This is a genomic window from Tritonibacter scottomollicae (genome assembly GCF_032924845.1).
Taxonomy (GTDB): Bacteria; Pseudomonadota; Alphaproteobacteria; order Rhodobacterales; family Rhodobacteraceae; genus Epibacterium; species Epibacterium scottomollicae.
Window position 1 is genome coordinate 3769545 of sequence record NZ_CP136704.1, and the last position, 18444, is coordinate 3787988.

Consider the following 18444-nt stretch of genomic DNA (forward strand, 5'->3'; position numbering starts at 1 on the left):
AACCTCCTCTTGCATTTCCTTCTCGGTAATAGTTGGTTTTGTAACTAACAAGGGATGCGGAGTGCACGAATGGACGAAAATGATGATTTTGTAGTGCAGGATTTCTTGCCCTATCTGCTGAACAGGGCGGCGGAGGACTCCTCTCTGGCGTTTCAGACGCTTTACAAGGGGCGCTACGGGATGCTCCGGACGGAATGGCGGGTGCTGTTTCACCTTGGGATGTATCATCGCATGACGGCGCGCGACATCAGCACCCGCGCCAAGATCCACAAAACCAAGATCAGCCGCGCTGTGGCGAAGCTTTCGGCGCGGCGCTGGGTCATTCGCAATCGCGATGAAGCCGACCGTCGCTCGGAGCATCTGGAGCTGACACCTGCCGGACGCAGCGTCTACGAGGATCTGCGCGAACAGGCCAAGATCTATGACCGGCGCCTCACGCAGGAGTTTTCCGCTGGCGACGTTGCGCTATTGCGCCGTATGTTGCGACAGTTGGCCAACATGGAGGCCTCGGTCGATCCAGATTGAGGGCGTGCGGTCAGGCATGAGGAGGGCGCGGAAATTCATGCGGCGATTGAAGAACTGAAGACCTGGCTCACACGGCAGGGGCTGAAGGCCCGCAGTCGCGAAGAGATGCTGCGAAGTTTTTGCGAGCAATTGGTCAATCACGGGGTGCCTTTGCTTCGGATGCAGTTGGCGCAGCGCGCGTTGCACCCGGAATTCGGCGGCATCGGGTTCACCTGGACCCGCGCGGATGGAATGAACGCCGAGTATTTCGCCCGCACCGACCACACCGAGGCACCTGTCGAATGGTTGCAGAGCCCGTTCTTCGCGTTGATCGAGGGGGGAGAAGACGAAATATATGCCGATCTGACCGGGCCGGATGCGGCGCGTTTTCCCATCTTTGAGCGGTTGCGCGCCATGGGGGCGACGAGCTACTTCGCCCATTGGCAGCCCGTCGGTGAAGTCACCCATGCGGACTATGATGCCACCAGCCAAAAGGCCGAAGGGGTCGTCGGTTCATGGAGCTTTGACGGAGAGCCTGCGGCAGCGAAGGCCTATCACGCGCTGATCCGAGAGGTGTTTGAAACGCTCGCGCTGGTTTTGTCTGCCGCCAGCAACCGAGAGATGGGCCGGTCGCTCCTGCAGGTCTATCTGGGGCGCGACGCCGGGGCCCGGGTGCTTTCGGGAGAGATCGCACGCGGCTCTTCCGAGCGGATCGATGCGGTCATCTATCTATTTGATCTGCGTGGGTTTACCGAACTGTCCGAACGTTTGCCGGGCGAGGATCTGGTCGATCTCCTGAACGATTATTTCGGACATGTGGTGCAGGTCATCCAGGCCCACGGCGGCAACATTCTCAAGTTCATGGGCGATGGCGTTATGGCGATGTTCAATGTGGGCTCGCTTTGCGAGGATGCGCAGGCAGCGATGCGGGCCATACGAGAGCTGGGGCCGCGGATGGAGCGGGTCAATGCCGTGCGCGCCGCGCAGGGCCTGCCGTTGGCGGGGTATACCATGGCGCTGCATGCGGGCGAGATCCTCTACGGCAATATTGGCGCGCCCAATCGTCTGGACTTCACGGTGATTGGGCCGGCGGTGAACCTGACTGCGCGGATTGCCGACATGCATCGCACGGTGGAGCGGTCGATCATCCTGTCCGAGGACGTGCGCAAAGCCGCCGGAGCCGAGGGGGACTGTCTGGTGTCGGTGGGACGTTACATGTTGCGCGGGGTGGCAACCCCGATCGAGCTGTTCACTCTCTACGACCCGGATGCAGGTGCGGTGATCGCGACCGACATCGAACCCCCGGAGGGGCGCAAAGCTTAGCTGGGGCCGCCTGCACCGAGCGGTTTGCCCGGTGCATTCATTGGTCTGGAGGGGTCGTCGCGCTGAGAGTGTGGCGGGTCTCCCCGCCCCGTGCTGTTAGATGTCGATGTCGACGTCTGGCAGCTCCAGCGCCTTCATCATGTCGCGCAGCTCCTGCCGTGCGGCGATGTTTGAAATGTTGAGCTGCTTAACGCCCACATCCTTCAGATCCAGCAGGGTCAGGCCGCGCGGGAACAACTCGCGGAAGATCACCCGCTCGGAGAAGCCCGGTGCAACACGAAAGCCGATCCGCTTGGACAGCATCTTGATCGCGCGTTCCATCTTTTCCTTGTTGACCATGCGCTGGGTGCCGACACGGTTGCGGATCACGATCCAGTCGATTGGCGGCAGCCCGGCCTGAGCGCGCAGCTGTCGGGCATTCCAGACCATCTCGGAATAGACCGACGGGCCTTTGATCTTCTCGCCATGCTCATCTGTGTGGGCGAGCAGATCGAAGTCCACAAAACTGTCGTTCAGGGGGGTGATCAGGGTGTCGGCGAGGGAGTGGGCCACTTGGCTCAAACGGGTGTGGGAGCCGGGGCAGTCGATCAGGATGAAGTCATACTCGGGCTCCAGCTCGGAGATCGCCTCCGAGAGCCGCAGGTCGTAGATGTTCTCGCCCGGTTGCACCGTGTCCGGGTTGATCTCTGGCAGCTCGTGCAGCGCCACCATTGGCAGATTGAGATCGGTGGCCGCGATAAACGCGAGGCGGTTTTCGAGGTACCGACCCAACGACCTCTGTCGCAGGTCGAGGTCCAGGCCCGCCACCTTGTACCCCATGCGGCCAAGCGTGGTGGCCACATGCATGGAGACGGTGGATTTCCCCGCGCCGCCCTTTTCGTTTCCGACGACAATGATATGCGCCATCTACCGGATCCCTTCAAAGCTGCGCCGCTTTTGCGCGGCACCTTTTGTCTTTGAGGTGACTATAGAGTCCAAGAGAATCAATGGAAAGCGGCCAAAACACCCTATTTAGAGCCTATTGTCGCAATGTGACGCTTCGTGGAAAATGCAGACAATGCGAACGGTTCCAAACGTAAAACGCCGCCCAGAAGGACGGCGTTTTCTGGAATATCCATGTGGATAAGTCCGTGGAGGGAATGGCTCAGAAGCCGAGACCTTCGTATTTCTTTTTGAACTTGGATACGCGGCCACCGGTGTCCATCAGGCGGGACGTGCCGCCGGTCCATGCGGGGTGCACGGAGGGGTCGATGTCCAGCGCCAGCTGGTCGCCTTCGTTGCCCCAAGTGGAGCGCATCTGGATGACGGTACCGTCGGTCAACTTGACGTTGATCGTGTGGTATTCGGGATGGGTGTCTTTTTTCATGATACCGCTCCTTACGCTTTCGCTTTGTAGTTTGCGTCTTCAGCGATACGGGCAGATTTGCCGCGACGCGAACGCAGATAGTACAGCTTGGCGCGACGCACGCGACCGCGGCGCACGACTTCGATGTACTCGATGTTGGTGGAGAACAGCGGGAATACACGTTCCACACCTTCGCCGAAGGAAATCTTACGAACGGTGAAAGACCCGGCAATGCCGTCGCCGTTCTTGCGGCTGATGCAAACGCCTTCGTAGGCCTGCACACGGGTGCGCGTGCCTTCAGTCACCTTGTAGCCGACGCGGATGGTGTCACCGGCCTTGAAGTCGGGGATGGTTTTCCCCAGCGCAGCAACTTGCTCCGCTTCGAGTTGTGCGATCAGATCCATGATCGTCTCCTTTGCTGCTCGTGGTTATATCCACGAAGTTCGTATGATCCCCAGAGCTGCTGGTCTTCACCGGGTCCGCAGGGAGTGCCCCATACGCCCGCCAGAGATACGGTCTCGTTGCTTGTCGTCGCCGCTGCTGATTTGCGATACCGCCGAAGAAGACTGGCACAGGCAATACAAAGCGGGTCCGGACGACTCAAACAGAGCCCCGGACGCGCGGTTCTTAGGCCAGATCTCCCCTGTTTGCAAGCCTGATACGCGGCCGTCGGGCCTTTAGATCCGGTTTGCTATCGGCTTACGCAGACTGTGCCGAACCAAGGCCACAGCGGCACAGATCAGCAGTACGGTTGCCAATGTGATGAAGGTGCCGCGATAGCCCGTCGCCTGTACCAGAGGCAGTGTCAGCAAGGGCGACACGATCTGACCGAGAAAGACGGATGTGGTCATGACCCCTGCTGCGCGTCCGCGCCGGTTGGCGGGGGCGGATTTCAGCGCGATCTCGTTGAAGTTGGGGGAGACCGTGGCAAAGCCCAGACCCACCAATGTCGCGCCAACGAAGATCACACCGAGGTTCGGGGCCAGTGCAAGTGTGAGCATGCCGCTGCCCATCAATCCAAAGCCGATGGTGAACAGGCCGGTGTGCCCGTACCTCGGCTTGAGCGTGGCATAGCGTGTCGCCGCCAGCGCGCCTGCGAGGGTGAGCGCGCCCATGACGCCTCCTATGACTGCCGTATTTGTGACGCCGTGGCTGGCAACAAAAAATGGCACTTGGGTGGGCATCGTGAAGAAGCAAATGACGGTCAGCATTTGCAGCGCTGCCATGGACCACAGACCCAGACCAAGGCCGTCTGGCGAGGGGGCTGTGTCGACAGTTGCCCCGGGTATAGCGGTTGGCTTTTCTGCGGGCTTGGGCTCTCGGATGGCGGTCCACAGGAGGGGCAGGATCAGGAGCGCCAGCCCGTGAATGGCAAAGACATGCATCGGCGACAGGAGCGCCAGAAAGCCGGCCAGGGTGATGGACACCAACCCACCGATGTTGCGCGCCGAAATCTGCAGGCCAAGGAGGCGACTGCGGGCCTCATCCTGGAAGTAATCTCCGATCAGTGCGGTTTGTGCGGTCATGATCAGCGCCACGGCGACGCCGAGTGCAAGACGACTGGCCAGAATGGCTTCTAGACTGTCGAGCACCATGCCCAGGCTCCCGGCGATCGCAAACAGGATCACGCCGCCCAGCAACAGAATGCGCTTGCCGACACGGTCGGCGAGCACGCCGGACCAGCCCGCGATCAGCACCACCGCCACGGATGGTGCAGGCACCAGAAAGCGGGTCAGCAATGCGGCCTGCGGGTGATCGGCAAAACGGGCCTCCAGTCCCGGCAGGGCTGGGCTGATGGCGGCGTTCGCCATGGTGGTCAGGGTTGCCGCGAGCAGGAGCGCCACCGCTCGCTGGTCCCTGAATGGCGAAAATGAAGAGGACGATGACATGTTGTTTCCCTTGCCAATATTCGATTCGAGGCACAGGATGCGAATTCAAGTCAACTTGAGGTCAAGCATGAAGCTGCTCGATATCGGCGAAGTCTCTGAGCGCAGCGGGGTGAAACCGTCGGCGCTGCGTTATTACGAGGAGAAGGGTCTGATCCAGTCGCTGTCACGTCACGGGTTGCGGCGACAGTATGGGCATGAGGTCCTGCAACAGCTCTCGCTTGTTGCGCTGGGCAAACAGGGTGGCTTCACGCTGGACGAGATCGCGGCAATGTTCGGCTCCGGCGGAAAACCGGATCTGCCACGTGACGATTTGCAGGCCCGTGCCGACGCGATGCGACGACAAGCCCGCCAGATGGAAGCTCTGGCGCAGATGATGCTGCATGTGGCGGAATGCCCGGCGCCAAACCATCTGGACTGTGACCGTTTTCAACAGTTGCTCCGTGTGGCGGTCCGGGCGCAGCAACGGGGCGGTTCAAAGCACAGATAGCCCGATAGGGTAGGGCGACGCCGCGCGCGGACGGGCGATGCGGCGTCTGGCAGTATCAGCTCAGGTCTTCGACCCTGGCGTCCGGTGCATTGGATTGCACCGAAGCGATGCCATTGTCGCGCCCAGACGCGCTGGCGTAGCTTTGCGAGGTGCCGATCACCTGACCGTTCGTGGCCTTGAGGTTGAACATATGTTTCCCCGCTGCGGTCTCTTTGCGCTCATAGCGCGCGTCGTCTCCGGCGTTCTTCTTGACGGACTCAATACCGTTCTCTGCACTGGACTTTTGTTTGTAGCCCTCGCTGGCCAGAATGTTCTCGCCATTGCCCGCCTTGAGGCGGAACCGGTACTCCCCGGCAGTGTCGGTGTAGAGTTCGAATTTTCCAGCCATCAGCAGTGTCTCCTTGTTGTTCCGTACACTTACTGATCGACTAAAGCATGTCGTGGGAAAACCGGCAACGGTCCGAGTGATGCTGATCCAACCCGTCGCCCAGCATGGAACGGGCAGTATTTACACTGGGCAAACAGCCGCCAGACGGCACGGTGAGGGTGCCGAACTTCGATTGACGGCGGGGCGGGGGGACGCCACTATAAGAGCACCCTTCTGGAGGCGGTTTGATGAATATAAGATATTGTTCTGCATTGATTTTCGCGACACTGGTTGCGGCCGGTTGCGATGTCACAGGGCCGAATTCAAGCGAGATGGCAGCAAAGCGCGCACAGAATGATGCGCTCTGGTCGCAGCGCCAGACGGTAACAGACAGCGGGAAGGCTTATGCTTTTAGTGCGGATACCACGCGCGAGATTGCCCTAATTGCACCTGCTGCGGGCGGATTCTCCTATACGGCGTCGGATCTGGAGCGGATCTCGACCGCGCAAACCGGGTGTCAGGCGCTGTTCCAGGGTGGGTTTCTCGACCTCCTGGATGGTTACACGCCGGGAACCAATCTGCGTGGAACACAAGAAGGTATGGAGAACTTCAGGCGCTGGCAGATCAATCTCGACTGCTGAGCGTTTCCTCAGTCGTCAGACGCGCGCGCTTGATGTGCCGCCCAGAGGTCGGGGCGGCGCTCTTGGGTAATCGTCTCGCTCATCTGCTGGCGCCATTCGGCGATCTTGCCATGGTGGCCCGACATCAGAACCTCCGGGATCTGATGTCCCCTCCACTCGGCCGGGCGGGTGTATTGCGGATGCTCCAGCAGGCCGGAAGAGAAGCTCTCCTCCTCCGTTGAGGCATGATTGCCCAGAACGCCCGGGATCAACCGCACGGTCGCATCAATCAGCGCCTGCGCGGCCAATTCGCCTCCGGTCATCACGAAGTCCCCCAGTGAGACCTCCATGATGCCGTAGTGTTCCAGCACCCGTTCATCCACACCTTCGAAGCGACCACACAGCAGCGTCAGGCCATCGCAGCGGGCGAAGGTCTGCATCATCTTCTGATCCATGCGACGCCCGCGTGGCGAGAGGTAGATCAGCGGCCAGTTACCGCCCTTGGGCGCAGTGGTGCCGGCCATGGCATGGTCTATGGCCTCTCCCAGAACGTCAGCACGCAAGACCATTCCAGCGCCGCCGCCTGCTGGCGTATCATCGACGTTCTTGTGCTTGCCGATACCGAAGGGGCGCAGATCCACAGTCTCCAGCTGCCATAGGCCCTGTTGCAGGGCCTTGCCGGTCAGGCTCTCTCCCAATACGCCCGGAAAGGCCTCGGGGAACAATGTCAGGATCTTTGCTTTCCACACACCTGCCAGGTCCGGCGTGTCGCTCATCAGCTCACGCGGCTTCAGGGTGGCGCCAATAGAGAGGCGCCCGTGGGATTTGGACGGCGTTTGGGTCATGCAGGCGTGCATGCCGCCGATCAGAAGGGTTTGCAATAGTGTTTTTACGCCTACTATGGCCTGAAACCCAGACGTCGGAGGCCGAATGCCCCAAACCTCGCCCGTCCTGTTGCAGGGCCTGAGCCTCGATGCGCTGGCGCACGATCTGGGGCTGGCGCCCGCGCGTGTGCAGTGGCGGCAGATCAAATCGGTCAAGACGGAGCGCGAGGATCGTCAGGTGCTTCTGCTGGAGCATGACGATGACGCGAAGCTGGTGGTGAAACAGGAGCCGAGCCTGTCCGCGCGCCGTTTCGACAGCTTGCTCGAAAGCTACGGCACGCTGGGCCGGGCGCTGGGTGGTGACGGGGCGTTTCGTATGGTGCCTGTGATCCTTGCGCGTCCTGAGGACCGGCTGGTCGTTCTGGCGCATGTGCCCGGCCTCACTGCCCATGCACGGTTGGAGGCGGCCGAAATCGGGCTGGATCAGCGTGCGGAGGTGATCGAGAGCTGCGCAGCCTGGCTTGGTCAGCTGCATCGGGCCAGCAGCGTCGGAGTGACCGCGTTTGAGGGAGGTGATGTGTTGCACCGGGTGCGAAAGCTTGCCCGTGACGTGCGCGAGGGTGTTCGCCCCGTGGCCTATCCCAAGAGGTTTCTCGGGCTTTGCGCCTTCATGCACAAGGCGGTGCGGGGGGCCGAGGGGGCGCCCACGCAACACGCGCTGCGCCACGGAGATGCCCATTCACGCAACTTCATATTCGGGGCAGAGGCGCTGCTTGCCGTGGACCCGACGCCGCGCGGCGCGGGGCCGGTTGCGTTGGACATTGCACGCTACATGACACGTCTGGCGTATTCCTTTGGCGTAGCAGAAGAGGGCGCGGGGCATGCCGGATTGGCGCGGGCGGACTGGCAGGCGCTGGCGACCGGATATGAGCACCCTTGGGAAGATGATCCGGTACTGACCGTCTTCCTTGGGCTACAGCTCTTGAATGACTGGGTTCAGATGCCAGACGCGCGGGAGCAGCGCACCTCGTCACAACAGCATCGGCTGTCGCGGCTGGTGATGATGTTTCAGCTGCTGCGTGAACAGTGTGACTGACCTCAGAACAGACCCTCTGGCGGGTCGGCGATAATGCGTCCCTTGTCGAGGTCGACCGTGGGCACCGCTGCCATGGTAAAGGGCAGCAGCACCGTTGCCGATTGCCCCGGCGCCTGAATTTCCAGCAGGTCGGCAGCGCCGTGGTTCTGAACGGATTTCACGCGCCCCAACAGGGTTCCACCGGTGTCATAGACCTCCAGACCCATGAGGTCGGCGTGGTAGAATTCATCATCGGGCAGAGAGGGCAGGCGGTCGCGCGGCGCAAAAAGTTGAACGCCTTTGAGTGCGTCTGCCTCTTCCTTGGTGTCGACGCCCACGATGCGCACGGCAAAACCGTTCTTTACCGTGCGGGCGATGGCCAGCGCATAGCTTGTCTTGCCATCCGCGCTGAGCAGGGGGGAGTAGTCCTCGATTTCTGCGGGGTCGGCGCAAAAGCTCTTCAGTCTCACTTCGCCGCGCACCCCGAAGGAGCCGGAAAGCGCGCCCACACAGATCAGATCGTCATTTGCGTCTGTCATGTCACATCCGGCAGATCATGCCGGTCCCCGTTTCAGTTCGTGTCCAGTCGCCGCCCGTGGCGGCGCAGCGCTCGCGGGCGCCGCTGCGTTCATAAAGGACCCCGGCGCCAAAGGCGACAAGGGTGAAGATCAGCATGCGGATCAGCCCCATGGATGGCTACCGCGTCTCGACCGGCAGCGCGGCAAAACGCTGTTCCCAGCCTTCCTGCTCCAGTTCCGGCGTGTCCGACAGATGTTCCGGATGGCCGATGCAGAAATAGCCGATCAGGCGCCATCCTGCAGTCACATTCAGATCGCGGGCCATCTGCTCGGGATCGAGCACCGACACCCAGCCCAGACCCAGCCCTTCGGCGCGCAGGGCAAGCCAGAACAGGGTGATCGCGGTCACCACAGAGTAGCGGCGCATTTCCGGCATGGTGCGGGCACCAAGCCCGTGGCCCTTGTCGGTCTCGTCATCACAGTAAAAGGCGATCTGCACCGGCGCCTCGCGCATGCCCGAAAGCTTCAGGCGCGCATAGCTGGCGGCACGATCATCGCTATAGTCCGCCAAGGCCTCTGCATTGGCAGCTTCGAAATTCTTCAGAGCTGCCGCGCGGGCGGCCTCGCTCTCGACGCGGATAATGCGCCAGGGTTCACTAAGGCCGACAGAGGGCGCCAGTGAAACGGCAGAGAGGCAGCGCGTCAGCACTGCCTCATCCACCGGATCGGTGCGAAAGCGCCGCACGTCGCGGCGCAGCTTCATCAACAGATCGAGCTCGGCGCGGAACGCCTGCGGGAAACATCCCATCGCATCCTGCGCCGAACCCGTCATGTGATTATTCCGCGTCTGCGGGAGCTTCGGCCGCTTCAGCAGCTTTGGCGGCTTTCTCTTCAGCGCGATCCTGGGCTTTCTTGCCCGGGGTGCCCTTGTTGGGGTTGTTGCGGGTTGCTTTGTCGCGAACGCCGGCAGCTTCCAGCATGCGGGCCACACGGTCGGTGGGCTGTGCGCCCTTGTCGAGCCATGCCTGGATTTTTTCGATGTCCATTTTCACGCGCTCTTCGCTGTCTTTCGGCAGCAGCGGGTTGTAGGTGCCCAGCTTCTCGATGAAGCGGCCGTCGCGCGGCATGCGGCTGTCGGAGGCCACGATGCGATAGAAGGGGCGCTTTTTAGAACCGCCGCGGGCGAGACGAATTTTCATAGCCATGGTGTCATTCTCCTTTGATGGCGTTGAACGAGGTGTCCTGAGATCAGGTCGACCCCCGCTTATTCCTTGTGCTTCTTGTGGTGGCGGATGACCTCATCGATGATGAAGTTCAAGAACGCCTTGGCAAATTCGGGGTCCAGATCGGCCTCTTTCGCCAATTCTTCGAGCCGAGCGATCTGCGTGGCTTCACGCGTGGGATCGGACGGGGGAAGGTCGTGTGTCGCCTTGAGCTGGCCCACCGCCTGGGTGTGCTTGAACCGCTCTCCCAGGGTGTAGACAAGGATCGCGTCAAGGCGGTCGATGCTCTCGCGGTGCCCTTTCAGGAGGGCGGCTGCACGGGCAACGGGATCGGTCGTTGTGTCAGTCAATGGCCCATCCTTTTGGTTTGAACAGCGGGTCGGCGTAATGGCCGATTTCCATCTCGATACCATGCGTCAGCTGGCTGTCGCACAGCGCCGCGGGCGAGGGGTGACGGTAGACTGCATCATTGCCGTCGATGGTCTGCGCGTCGTGATCCTTTTGGGCTCCGAGCCGCTCCGCAAGGCGGATCGAATCGAGGTTCTTGGGGTCGATATAGCTGACCGCGCCGTCCCAGCCGCCTTGGGTATAGAGATACTGCCGCGCTGCATGGGTCGCTTCCAGCGCATAGCCCTTGCCAGCCTTTTCCGGCCAGATGATCCAGGCGATCTCGGGTTCGGGCCAACCCGCGGGTTGCCAGCCTCCGGCCATGCCATAGGTCTCGTCCGTGTCCTTGTCGTGGATCATCCACATGCCAAAGCCGCGGATCTGCCAGTGACCGATCTCGGCGGCATAGAGCATCCAGGCCTCGTAGGTGTTGAGCGGCCCGCCCATGAAACGTGCGCGATAGGACGTGAAGGTCGCCTTGAAGTTCGGATAGTCCTCCGCCTCCGGGCCGCGCAGGACCAGGCGTTTGGTTTCGATCACCGGAATGGATGCGGCGTTCATGCGTAGGCCTCCAGTCCGGGGCCGGAGCTGTCCGGCGTGTGGCGATAGACCAGATCCGCCGGATCATAGCTCTGCGCATCGGGGTCCAGCACCGCGCCCATGCGGTCCGCCAGCGCGATGGACCGGCGGTTCTTCTGGTCGATGTAGCTCACCAGCGTTGGTACTTCGAGGATCTCAAACGCGAAATCCCGCATGGCGGAGGCGGCCTCAAAGGCAAAGCCCGCGCCCTCGAACCCTTCGAATGCGATCCAGCCCAGTTCCAGTTCCGGGAAATGCGGTGGTTGGCTGATGCAGATCTGACCGGCCAGCTCGCCGTCCTTGGTTTCGATCGCAAGGCCACCCCAGCCGTAGACCTCCCAGGAGCCGACCTCGGCCATCAGTCCTGTCCAGAGCTGCGAGCGGCTGTCCGGCGCGTCCATATACTTCGACCGGTCACTCTGGAAAAAGTTCCAGAATTTATCCAGATCCCCAGCCTCATGCGGGCGCAGGATCAGGCGGTCGGTTTCTATGATGGGGGCGGCGGTCATCTGTCTTGCCTACTTCTTCTTGCCAAAACCGGACAGGCCACCGGGCAGGCCCATGCCACCGCCAAGCCCACCGAGGCCGCCGGGCAATCCGCCCTTGCCACCCATCGCCTTGGCTGCTGCTTCCAGTGCCTTGGGGTCCATCTGGCTGGGGTCCATGCCACCGGGCATACCGCCTTGCATATCCGGCATGCCGCCGCCCTTGCCGAGCATGCCCTTCATGGCCTCTTTCAGCATCTTGCCTTTGCCCATCTTGCCCATCTTCTTCATCATGTCGCCCATCTGGCGGTGCATTTTCAGAAGCTTGTTGAGATCGGAAACCGCCATGCCGGAGCCCGCCGCGATGCGTTTCTTGCGGCTGGCCTGCAGCAGCGCGGGGTTGGCGCGCTCTTTCTTGGTCATCGACTGGATCATGGCGATCTGGCGCGTGATGGCCTTGTCGTCAAAGCCCGAATCCTCGACCTGTTTGGCCATCTTGTTCATGCCGGGCATCATCTGCATCATGCCCTGCATGCCGCCCATCTGCTGCATCTGTTCCAGCTGCATGCGCAGGTCGTTCATGTTGAACTGACCTTTCATCATGCGCTTCATCATGCGCTCGGCCTGTTCGGCCTCGATGGTGTCCTGCGCCTTCTCGACCAGCGCGACGATGTCGCCCATGCCGAGGATACGGCCCGCGATCCGGTCCGGCTCGAAGGTCTCGATGGCGTCCATCTTCTCGCCAAGGCCGACGAAGCGGATCGGCTTGCCGGTCACTGCACGCATCGAGAGCGCCGCACCGCCGCGACCGTCGCCATCCATGCGGGTCAGCACCACGCCGGAGATGCCGATCTTGCTGTCGAATTCTTCGGCCACCTCAACGGCGACCTGACCGGTCAGGCCATCGACCACCAGCAGGGTCTCGCGCGGGCTGACCACATCGCGGACGTCCTCGACCTCTTTCATCAGGACTTCGTCGATCTGCAGACGGCCTGCGGTATCGAGCATATAGACGTCATAGCCCCCCAGCGCGGCCTGCTGTTTGGCACGGCGCGCGATGTCGACCGGGGTCTGACCTTTGACGATCGGCAGGGTGTCGACGCCGATCTGGCTGCCGAGCACGGCCAGCTGATCCATCGCTGCCGGGCGATAGACGTCGAGCGAGGCAAGGAGGACTTTCTTGCCCTCTTTTTCCTTGAGGCGCTTGGCGAGTTTACCAGTGGTGGTGGTCTTACCGGAGCCTTGCAGACCGACCATCAGGATCGGTGCAGGCGGGCTGTCGATTTTCAGCGCGCCGGGATCGTCTTCGCCGCGCAGGGTGTCGACCAGCGCGTCATGCACGATCTTGACCACCTGCTGGCCGGGGGTGACGGATTTGGTGACTGCCTGACCGGTGGCCTGGTCCTGTACCTTCTTGACGAAATCGCGGGCCACGGGCAGCGAGACATCCGCCTCCAGCAGCGCCACGCGCACTTCGCGCAGGGCGGTCTTGACGTCGTCTTCGGACAGCGCACCCTGTTTGGTCAGCCGGTCAAAGACGCCAGACAGGCGTTCGGATAGATTTTCAAACATGCCTTCGGCCTCCATTGCCGGTTACGAGATGTGCCCCTGATGTAAGGAGCGGTGGACCTTTACACAATCGTCCCCACCTTCGGCTGCGGTGCGGGGCCAATTCAAACAGTTTGCCCGCGCCGTGTCAGCACAATGCGAGCAAACCAAAACAGATTTGCCCCCACGGGCGCAACGCGCTGGTGGAGGGCGATCCCCGACACGCGCCGAGGACCGGAAGACACAGTGCTCCCGGGGTTGAGGCAGGGCCTACCGCTGGCGCGCAGGAGAGTCAAGGCAAAGCAGACAACAGTGGCGGATGCAGGCAGGGATGCCGTTGGCGAGAAGCGACCGGACGTTGCGGATTTGACGCAAGCGCGTTGCGGTGCGTCGATTAATGGCGCAGTTGCCCGAGACGGATGCGCAAAACTGCGTTGAAAGGCGCAGGTTCGATCTGCAGACTGCGGCCGATTCAATTCCAGTTCAAGTGGGGCTATATCATGGACGCGTCATCCCTTTATCAGGACAGCTTGCCGCTCTCCTCCGACATGTTGCTGGCGCAACTGGACCGCTGGGGGATCTCCTATGTCCTGCATGAGCATGTGCCGCTGCGCACCGTCGAGGAGTCGAAGGCGGTTGAGGATGACCTCATGGTGCCGGGGGAGAATGCGCTGCGCCTGAAGAACCTCTATCTGCGCGATCGCAAGAAGCGGAACTATCTGATATCGTTGCAGCAGGACCGCGAGATCGACCTCAAGGCGCTTGGCGCTGAGCTTGGTGTGGGCGGGTTGTCTTTTGGCTCGGCTGATCGGCTGATGCAGTTTCTCGGCATCCGTCCCGGCGCGGTCAGCCCGCTGGCGATGATCAATGGGGCGGAGCAGGAGGTGCGCTTTTTCATGGATGCACAGGCGCGGGATGCGGAAGTGATCTATATGCATCCACTGGTCAATGATCGCACCGTGGCGATGCCGCGCGCGGACATGATGACCTTTTTCGAAAAGATCAACGTCACTCCGGACTGGATCTAGACTGGATCTAAAGGGTATCCGGACCCGGTCTGACGGTGTGGCACCCCAAACTTGTGGCGCGCGATACAGCTGAAACTAGGTCGAGGGATTGCGCTCCGCCTTGCGGATCGCCGGGGGCAGGCCGCGCCTTTGGCGCGGCCTGCCGGGCCCAACGGGTCTTGGGCAGCTTGTGGCTGACCGATGACCGGGCGGGAGAGCCCCCGCCCGTACTGAATGGAAGGGGGCGGTCTCTGGACACCAATCAGGTCAAACGTCAGGCCGCCAGTTGGGCGATGGCGTCCTTTGCCTTTTGAACAGAGCCTTCTGCGTCCAGCGCCTGCTGGTCGGCCGCCACGAGTTCGATGTCGGTGATGCCGATGAACCCCAACATGTGCTGCAGGTAGCGGCTCGCGTAGTCGATGTCCGACCCTGCCTCAGTGCCACCGGAAGCGATCACGACGATGGCGCGCTTGTCTTTTAGCAGTCCTTCGGGGCCGGCCTCGGTGTATTGGAAGGTCTTGCCCACACGTGCGACCAGATCAATCCAGGCCTTTAGCGTGGTGGGCACGGTGAAATTGTAGACCGGCGCGCCAATCACCACGGTGTCAACGCGCTCCAGTTCGGCGACCAACGCGTCAGACAGCGCCAGCGTCGCCTTCTGATCGTCGGATCGCTGGTCTGCGGGTGTGAAGTTTGCACCGATCCAGGCCTCATCCAGCAGGGGCAGCGGCGTGGCCAGGTCGCGACGGATCACCTCTTTTGCGCCGAGACGCTCGACGACCTGAGCTGTCAGGTCGCGGGAAACGGAGCCGGAAAGGCGGGCGGAGCTGTCGATATGAAGAACGGTCTGGGTCATTGTCTTTGGGTCCTCGTAGGGGGCGATGTCAATCTACTGAACCGGAGAATGGGTATTTACAAATGCGAACACAATTTGAGATATTCAACATGATCTGTGCGCATTTGCGCAGGCTTTCAGAGGCATGTTTCTGAACTGGGGAGCAGGTTGGAAAATTGGGATGAAGTGCGCACCGCCTATCAGGTTGCGCGGCTGGGAACCGTGAGTGGCGCGGCCGAGGTTCTGGGGGTGCATCATGCGACGGTGATCCGTCATATCGATGCGATCGAGGCGCGGCTGGGGGTGAAACTGTTTCAGCGCCATGCGCGTGGTTACACGCCGACCGAAGCGGGGTTGGATCTGTTGCGGGTGGCGCAGACCACCGATGACCAGTTCAGCCAGTTGGTCGGACGCCTGAAAGGGCAGGGTGACGAGGTTTCGGGCGAGTTGGTGGTGACCTCCCTGTCGTCGATGGCGCCGATGCTGGCCCCGGCGCTGACGGAATTCCAACAAATGCATCCGGATCTGGTGATCCGCTACCTGACCGGCGACCGCTTGTTCCGTCTGGAGTATGGCGAGGCCCATGTGGCCCTGCGCGCCGGTGCCGCGCCGGAGCAGCCAGACAATGTGGTGCAGCCCTTTGTCGGTCAGCGCCTCGCGCTCTATGCCTCACGCGACTACGTGGAGCGCCACGGCATGTTGCAGGGGCAGGATGACATGGTGAACCACCGCTTTGTCGCCAGTGACAATGAAAACACCCGCGCGCCGTTTGAGCGCTGGCTGCGCGCCACCATTCCGGCCGAGAACATCGTGTTCCGCTGCTCCGACGCTGTGGCGGGGCATAAGGCGATCCGCGCTGGGGCAGGCATCGGGTTCATCTCGCTGTGGGAAGCGGCCAACAGCCCCGACCTGGTGATGATGATGGATCCGCGCGATGACTGGTCGGGCAAGATCTGGCTGGTGACCCATGTGGATCTGCACCGCACCAACAAGGTGCAGAGCTTCGTGCGCTTCTTGAAGGAACACGCCAAGGGCTGGCCGCAGTAATGAGCATGAACAGCAACTCGCTGCCAGAACGCCCGGCGTTGAGCGACGGGCACAAGGGCCATTTGGCGATGCTTGCCTTCTCGGCGCTGGTGGCGGGGTCCTTCTCGCTGGGGGCAATGGTGGCGAATGAAATCACCCCGGCAGCAATCAACGCAGTTCGGTTTGTACTGGCAGGCACACTGATCGGTGCGGCTGCAGCGTTGGGGCCGGGGTTGCGACGTGCGCATTTTGAGGCGCCCTGGCGCTATTTGCTGCTGGGTGGGGTGTTCGCGATCTACTTCGTGCTGATGTTCTACGGGCTGAAGACCGCAGCACCGGTCAGCGCGGCGGCGGTTTTCACGCTCACACCCGCGATGAGCGGCGTCTTTGGCTGGCTGTTGCTGCGGCAGGTCACGACGCCACGGATGGCCCTGGCATTGGCCATTGGTGGGGCAGGGGCGCTCTGGGTGATCTTTCGCGCGGATCTGTCGGCCCTCATGGCGTTTGAGATCGGCCAGGGAGAGATGGTCTATTTCTGGGGCTGTATGGCGCACGCGCTATACACGCCGCTGGTACGCAAGCTGAACCGGGGCGAACCGGCGCTGGTCTTCACTTTTGGCATGCTGGTGGCGGGCGCACTGGTGCTGATCATCTTTGGCTGGCGCGACCTGCGGGCCACGGATTGGGCTGGGCTGAAACCCATCGTCTGGATCGGTCTCTTCTACCTGTCGTTCTGCGCCTCGGCGCTGACGTTTGTGCTGCTGCAGTTCTCCACTCTGCGGCTGCCCTCGGCCAAGGTCATGGCCTATACCTATCTGGTGCCCACATGGGTGATCCTGTGGGAAATGGCGCTGGGCAAGGGCTGGCCCTCGGGGTTCATCCTCGTGGGCATCGCGCTGACCATGGTGGCGCTCTGGCTGTTGCTCAAGGATGAGGGGCGTCACTAGGCGTCATTGCGGCGCCGTATCTGCTCGTATGTCCTGCAGGGGGTCAGGCCTCGTCGGACTGCGGCGGTGCCAGTTCGGTCTCCAGAAACCGTTCAAAGGCATCAAGGTTCACCGGCTCGAACTGACCAAACCCCTGCATCCATACGGAGGCGTTGCGCAGGGCGTCGGGCTGCAGCTTACACCATTTCACCCGCCCGCGTTTCTCCTGCGCGATCAGACCGGCGCGGGTGAGGATGGTGAGATGCTTGGAAATCGCTGCCAGCGACATCTCGAACGGTTCCGCTACATCGGTGACGGCCATGTCGTCCTCCAGCAGCATCGACAGGATCGCCCGTCGGGTCGGATCTGCGAGGGCCGCAAAGACTGTATCAAGGGTGTCGCTCATGCAGATACCTCCTAAAGTGCAGGATGCGGGTCGACAATCCCGAAGCGTGCGCGCAGAACTCTCGCACAGAAACACAGGGAGACCACCATGGCGCTGCGCGATTGGGCGATTATTGTCATTCTCGGCATCGGCTGGGGCATGTCCTTCATGTTCAACGCCGTGCTTCTGCGTGAATTGGATCCGCTGTGGATCTCGACCGGGCGGGTTGGCCTCGGGGCGCTTGGGTGCTGGATCTTCCTTCTGGCGCGTGGTCGTCGCTGGCGCATCCCGATGTCGCGGGCGCTGGCGCTCGCGGGGTTTGGCGCGCTGAGCTATGCGATCCCGTTCTCATTCTATGCCATCGGACAGCAGCATATCGCCAGCGGCGTTGCCGGTATTGTCAATGCGAGCACGCCGGCGCTGGCGGTCGTTGTGACCCATTTCTGGCCGGGCGGCGAGCGCGCCAGCTGGCGCAAGAGCCTTGGCGTTGGGGCGGGGCTTGCCGGGATCGTGATACTGTCGCTCCCCATCCTGCAAAGCGGTGAGCCATCGGCCATCTGGGCGGTTCTGGTGACGCTGGGTGCACCGCTGTGCTATGCCTTTTCTGTCAATGTCGCCCGCCAGTTTCGCGACATGGAAGCAGTGGTGCTGGTTGCCTGGGCCCTGTCCGGGGCGACAGTCTTCATTCTGCCGCTTGCGATCTGGAGCGAAGGCCTGCCAGGTGCCCTCAGCGCTCAGGCATGGGGCGCGCTGGCCATCATCGGATTTGCGCTTACCTCTGCGGCCTTTATCGCGATGTACTGGGTGCTGCCACGCGTGGGGCCAACCAACATCACGCTGCCAACGTTGATCGCTCCGACCTCCGCGTTGACGCTGGGGGTCCTGGTGTTGGGAGAGCCGCTGGCGCTCAGCCATCTGATGGGGCTGGCGGCGATCCTCTTCGGGCTGCTTTTGATCGACGGGCGATTGTTCCGGCGCCGTCCGTTGCCCGCCTGATCCCAAGATCAACCGTTTGGTTGAATATGGCGTTCTGCGCCATTTGACGCCAATCGGCTGCCTCTGAGGCGATGCGGGTCTTGATGTGGTTTGTA

Annotated in this window: 25 protein-coding genes; 9 read left to right on the forward strand and 16 right to left on the reverse strand. The window is 61.8% G+C overall.

Going from position 1 to position 18444, the window contains the following annotated elements; genetic code table 11:
- Window positions 1-69 precede the first annotated feature (69 nt).
- A complete protein-coding gene (locus R1T40_RS18680) occupies window positions 70-525 on the forward strand; it encodes a MarR family winged helix-turn-helix transcriptional regulator (RefSeq protein ID WP_317385211.1) in 456 nt (151 codons plus the stop codon).
- A 105-nt stretch (window positions 526-630) separates the two neighbouring features.
- Window positions 631-1827, forward strand: coding sequence for an adenylate/guanylate cyclase domain-containing protein (locus tag R1T40_RS18685; protein WP_317385212.1), 1197 nt, complete (start codon window positions 631-633; stop codon window positions 1825-1827).
- 96 nt (window positions 1828-1923) lie between these two features.
- Here the strand turns inward: R1T40_RS18685 and R1T40_RS18690 are convergent, their stop codons facing one another.
- The 4 genes from R1T40_RS18690 to R1T40_RS18705 form a co-directional block, all read right to left on the reverse strand.
- A complete protein-coding gene (locus R1T40_RS18690) occupies window positions 1924-2733 on the reverse strand; it encodes a division plane positioning ATPase MipZ (protein WP_106164214.1) in 810 nt (269 codons plus the stop codon).
- Window positions 2734-2971: 238 nt separating this feature from the next.
- Window positions 2972-3193 carry a 50S ribosomal protein L31 gene (rpmE, locus tag R1T40_RS18695; RefSeq protein ID WP_106164215.1) on the reverse strand — a complete coding sequence of 74 codons (222 nt, stop codon included), beginning with the start codon at window positions 3191-3193 and terminating at the stop codon, window positions 2972-2974.
- 11 nt (window positions 3194-3204) lie between these two features.
- Entirely contained in the window at window positions 3205-3576 is a 372-nt protein-coding gene (rplS, locus tag R1T40_RS18700) for a 50S ribosomal protein L19 (RefSeq protein ID WP_106164216.1), read from the reverse strand.
- 273 nt (window positions 3577-3849) lie between these two features.
- Window positions 3850-5061 carry an MFS transporter gene (locus R1T40_RS18705; protein WP_317385213.1) on the reverse strand — a complete coding sequence of 404 codons (1212 nt, stop codon included), beginning with the start codon at window positions 5059-5061 and terminating at the stop codon, window positions 3850-3852.
- Between the two features lie 67 nt (window positions 5062-5128).
- On the opposite strand from R1T40_RS18705, the gene R1T40_RS18710 reads away from it, so the two are divergent.
- Window positions 5129-5548 carry a helix-turn-helix domain-containing protein gene (locus tag R1T40_RS18710; RefSeq protein WP_106164218.1) on the forward strand — a complete coding sequence of 140 codons (420 nt, stop codon included), beginning with the start codon at window positions 5129-5131 and terminating at the stop codon, window positions 5546-5548.
- A 55-nt stretch (window positions 5549-5603) separates the two neighbouring features.
- On the opposite strand, the gene R1T40_RS18715 is transcribed toward R1T40_RS18710, so the two are convergent.
- The gene (locus R1T40_RS18715; protein ID WP_317385214.1) at window positions 5604-5936 is read right to left on the reverse strand and encodes a YegP family protein; all 333 of its coding nucleotides are present in this window, start codon (window positions 5934-5936) and stop codon (window positions 5604-5606) included.
- Window positions 5937-6163: 227 nt separating this feature from the next.
- Between R1T40_RS18715 and R1T40_RS18720 the strand changes: the two genes are divergently transcribed.
- Window positions 6164-6556: a hypothetical protein gene (locus R1T40_RS18720; protein WP_106164220.1), complete on the forward strand. Its 393-nt coding sequence runs from the start codon at window positions 6164-6166 to the stop codon at window positions 6554-6556.
- An 8-nt stretch (window positions 6557-6564) separates the two neighbouring features.
- On the opposite strand, the gene trmD is transcribed toward R1T40_RS18720, so the two are convergent.
- Window positions 6565-7380: a tRNA (guanosine(37)-N1)-methyltransferase TrmD gene (gene trmD / locus R1T40_RS18725; protein ID WP_317385215.1), complete on the reverse strand. Its 816-nt coding sequence runs from the start codon at window positions 7378-7380 to the stop codon at window positions 6565-6567.
- 85 nt (window positions 7381-7465) lie between these two features.
- Here trmD and R1T40_RS18730 point away from each other — a divergent pair, with 85 nt between their 5' ends.
- Window positions 7466-8455, forward strand: a complete 990-nt coding sequence (locus R1T40_RS18730) for a phosphotransferase (RefSeq protein ID WP_317385216.1) — start codon at window positions 7466-7468, stop codon at window positions 8453-8455.
- Between the two features lie 2 nt (window positions 8456-8457).
- On the opposite strand, the gene rimM is transcribed toward R1T40_RS18730, so the two are convergent.
- From rimM to ffh, 8 genes are read right to left on the reverse strand one after another with little or no spacing between them, the layout of a single operon-like run.
- Window positions 8458-8973: a ribosome maturation factor RimM gene (gene rimM, locus R1T40_RS18735; protein WP_317385217.1), complete on the reverse strand. Its 516-nt coding sequence runs from the start codon at window positions 8971-8973 to the stop codon at window positions 8458-8460.
- A 1-nt stretch (window position 8974) separates the two neighbouring features.
- A complete protein-coding gene (locus tag R1T40_RS18740; RefSeq protein WP_279327912.1) occupies window positions 8975-9109 on the reverse strand; it encodes a hypothetical protein in 135 nt (44 codons plus the stop codon).
- Between the two features lie 21 nt (window positions 9110-9130).
- Window positions 9131-9784 (reverse strand): 5,6-dimethylbenzimidazole synthase, encoded by a 654-nt coding sequence (bluB, locus tag R1T40_RS18745; RefSeq protein ID WP_317385218.1) that lies wholly within the window; start codon window positions 9782-9784, stop codon window positions 9131-9133.
- 4 nt (window positions 9785-9788) lie between these two features.
- Window positions 9789-10157: a 30S ribosomal protein S16 gene (gene rpsP / locus R1T40_RS18750; RefSeq protein ID WP_106164224.1), complete on the reverse strand. Its 369-nt coding sequence runs from the start codon at window positions 10155-10157 to the stop codon at window positions 9789-9791.
- A gap of 59 nt (window positions 10158-10216) precedes the next feature.
- Entirely contained in the window at window positions 10217-10525 is a 309-nt protein-coding gene (locus R1T40_RS18755; protein ID WP_106164225.1) for a chorismate mutase, read from the reverse strand.
- Window positions 10518-11123, reverse strand: coding sequence for a GNAT family N-acetyltransferase (locus tag R1T40_RS18760; RefSeq protein WP_317385219.1), 606 nt, complete (start codon window positions 11121-11123; stop codon window positions 10518-10520). The genes R1T40_RS18755 and R1T40_RS18760 overlap by 8 nt, the downstream gene beginning before the upstream one ends.
- Window positions 11120-11650: a GNAT family N-acetyltransferase gene (locus tag R1T40_RS18765; RefSeq protein ID WP_317385220.1), complete on the reverse strand. Its 531-nt coding sequence runs from the start codon at window positions 11648-11650 to the stop codon at window positions 11120-11122. The genes R1T40_RS18760 and R1T40_RS18765 overlap by 4 nt, the downstream gene beginning before the upstream one ends.
- 9 nt (window positions 11651-11659) lie before the next feature.
- On the reverse strand, window positions 11660-13198 hold the full coding sequence (gene ffh, locus R1T40_RS18770) for a signal recognition particle protein (RefSeq protein WP_317385221.1): 1539 nt from the start codon (window positions 13196-13198) through the stop codon (window positions 11660-11662).
- Between the two features lie 476 nt (window positions 13199-13674).
- On the opposite strand from ffh, the gene R1T40_RS18775 reads away from it, so the two are divergent.
- A complete protein-coding gene (locus R1T40_RS18775) occupies window positions 13675-14202 on the forward strand; it encodes a prolyl-tRNA synthetase associated domain-containing protein (protein WP_317385222.1) in 528 nt (175 codons plus the stop codon).
- Between the two features lie 253 nt (window positions 14203-14455).
- Here the strand turns inward: R1T40_RS18775 and R1T40_RS18780 are convergent, their stop codons facing one another.
- On the reverse strand, window positions 14456-15037 hold the full coding sequence (locus R1T40_RS18780; RefSeq protein ID WP_317385223.1) for an FMN-dependent NADH-azoreductase: 582 nt from the start codon (window positions 15035-15037) through the stop codon (window positions 14456-14458).
- Window positions 15038-15184: 147 nt separating this feature from the next.
- Between R1T40_RS18780 and R1T40_RS18785 the strand changes: the two genes are divergently transcribed.
- Complete coding sequence (locus R1T40_RS18785) at window positions 15185-16063, forward strand: LysR family transcriptional regulator (RefSeq protein ID WP_317385224.1); 879 nt, start codon at window positions 15185-15187, stop codon at window positions 16061-16063.
- Entirely contained in the window at window positions 16063-16989 is a 927-nt protein-coding gene (locus tag R1T40_RS18790) for a DMT family transporter (protein WP_317385225.1), read from the forward strand. The genes R1T40_RS18785 and R1T40_RS18790 overlap by 1 nt, the downstream gene beginning before the upstream one ends.
- Before the next feature lie 43 nt (window positions 16990-17032).
- Here R1T40_RS18790 and R1T40_RS18795 read toward each other — a convergent pair whose 3' ends face one another.
- A complete protein-coding gene (locus tag R1T40_RS18795; RefSeq protein ID WP_106164230.1) occupies window positions 17033-17374 on the reverse strand; it encodes an ArsR/SmtB family transcription factor in 342 nt (113 codons plus the stop codon).
- Window positions 17375-17461: 87 nt separating this feature from the next.
- Here R1T40_RS18795 and R1T40_RS18800 point away from each other — a divergent pair, with 87 nt between their 5' ends.
- Window positions 17462-18349 (forward strand): DMT family transporter, encoded by an 888-nt coding sequence (locus tag R1T40_RS18800; RefSeq protein WP_317385226.1) that lies wholly within the window; start codon window positions 17462-17464, stop codon window positions 18347-18349.
- Window positions 18350-18444 lie beyond the last annotated feature (95 nt).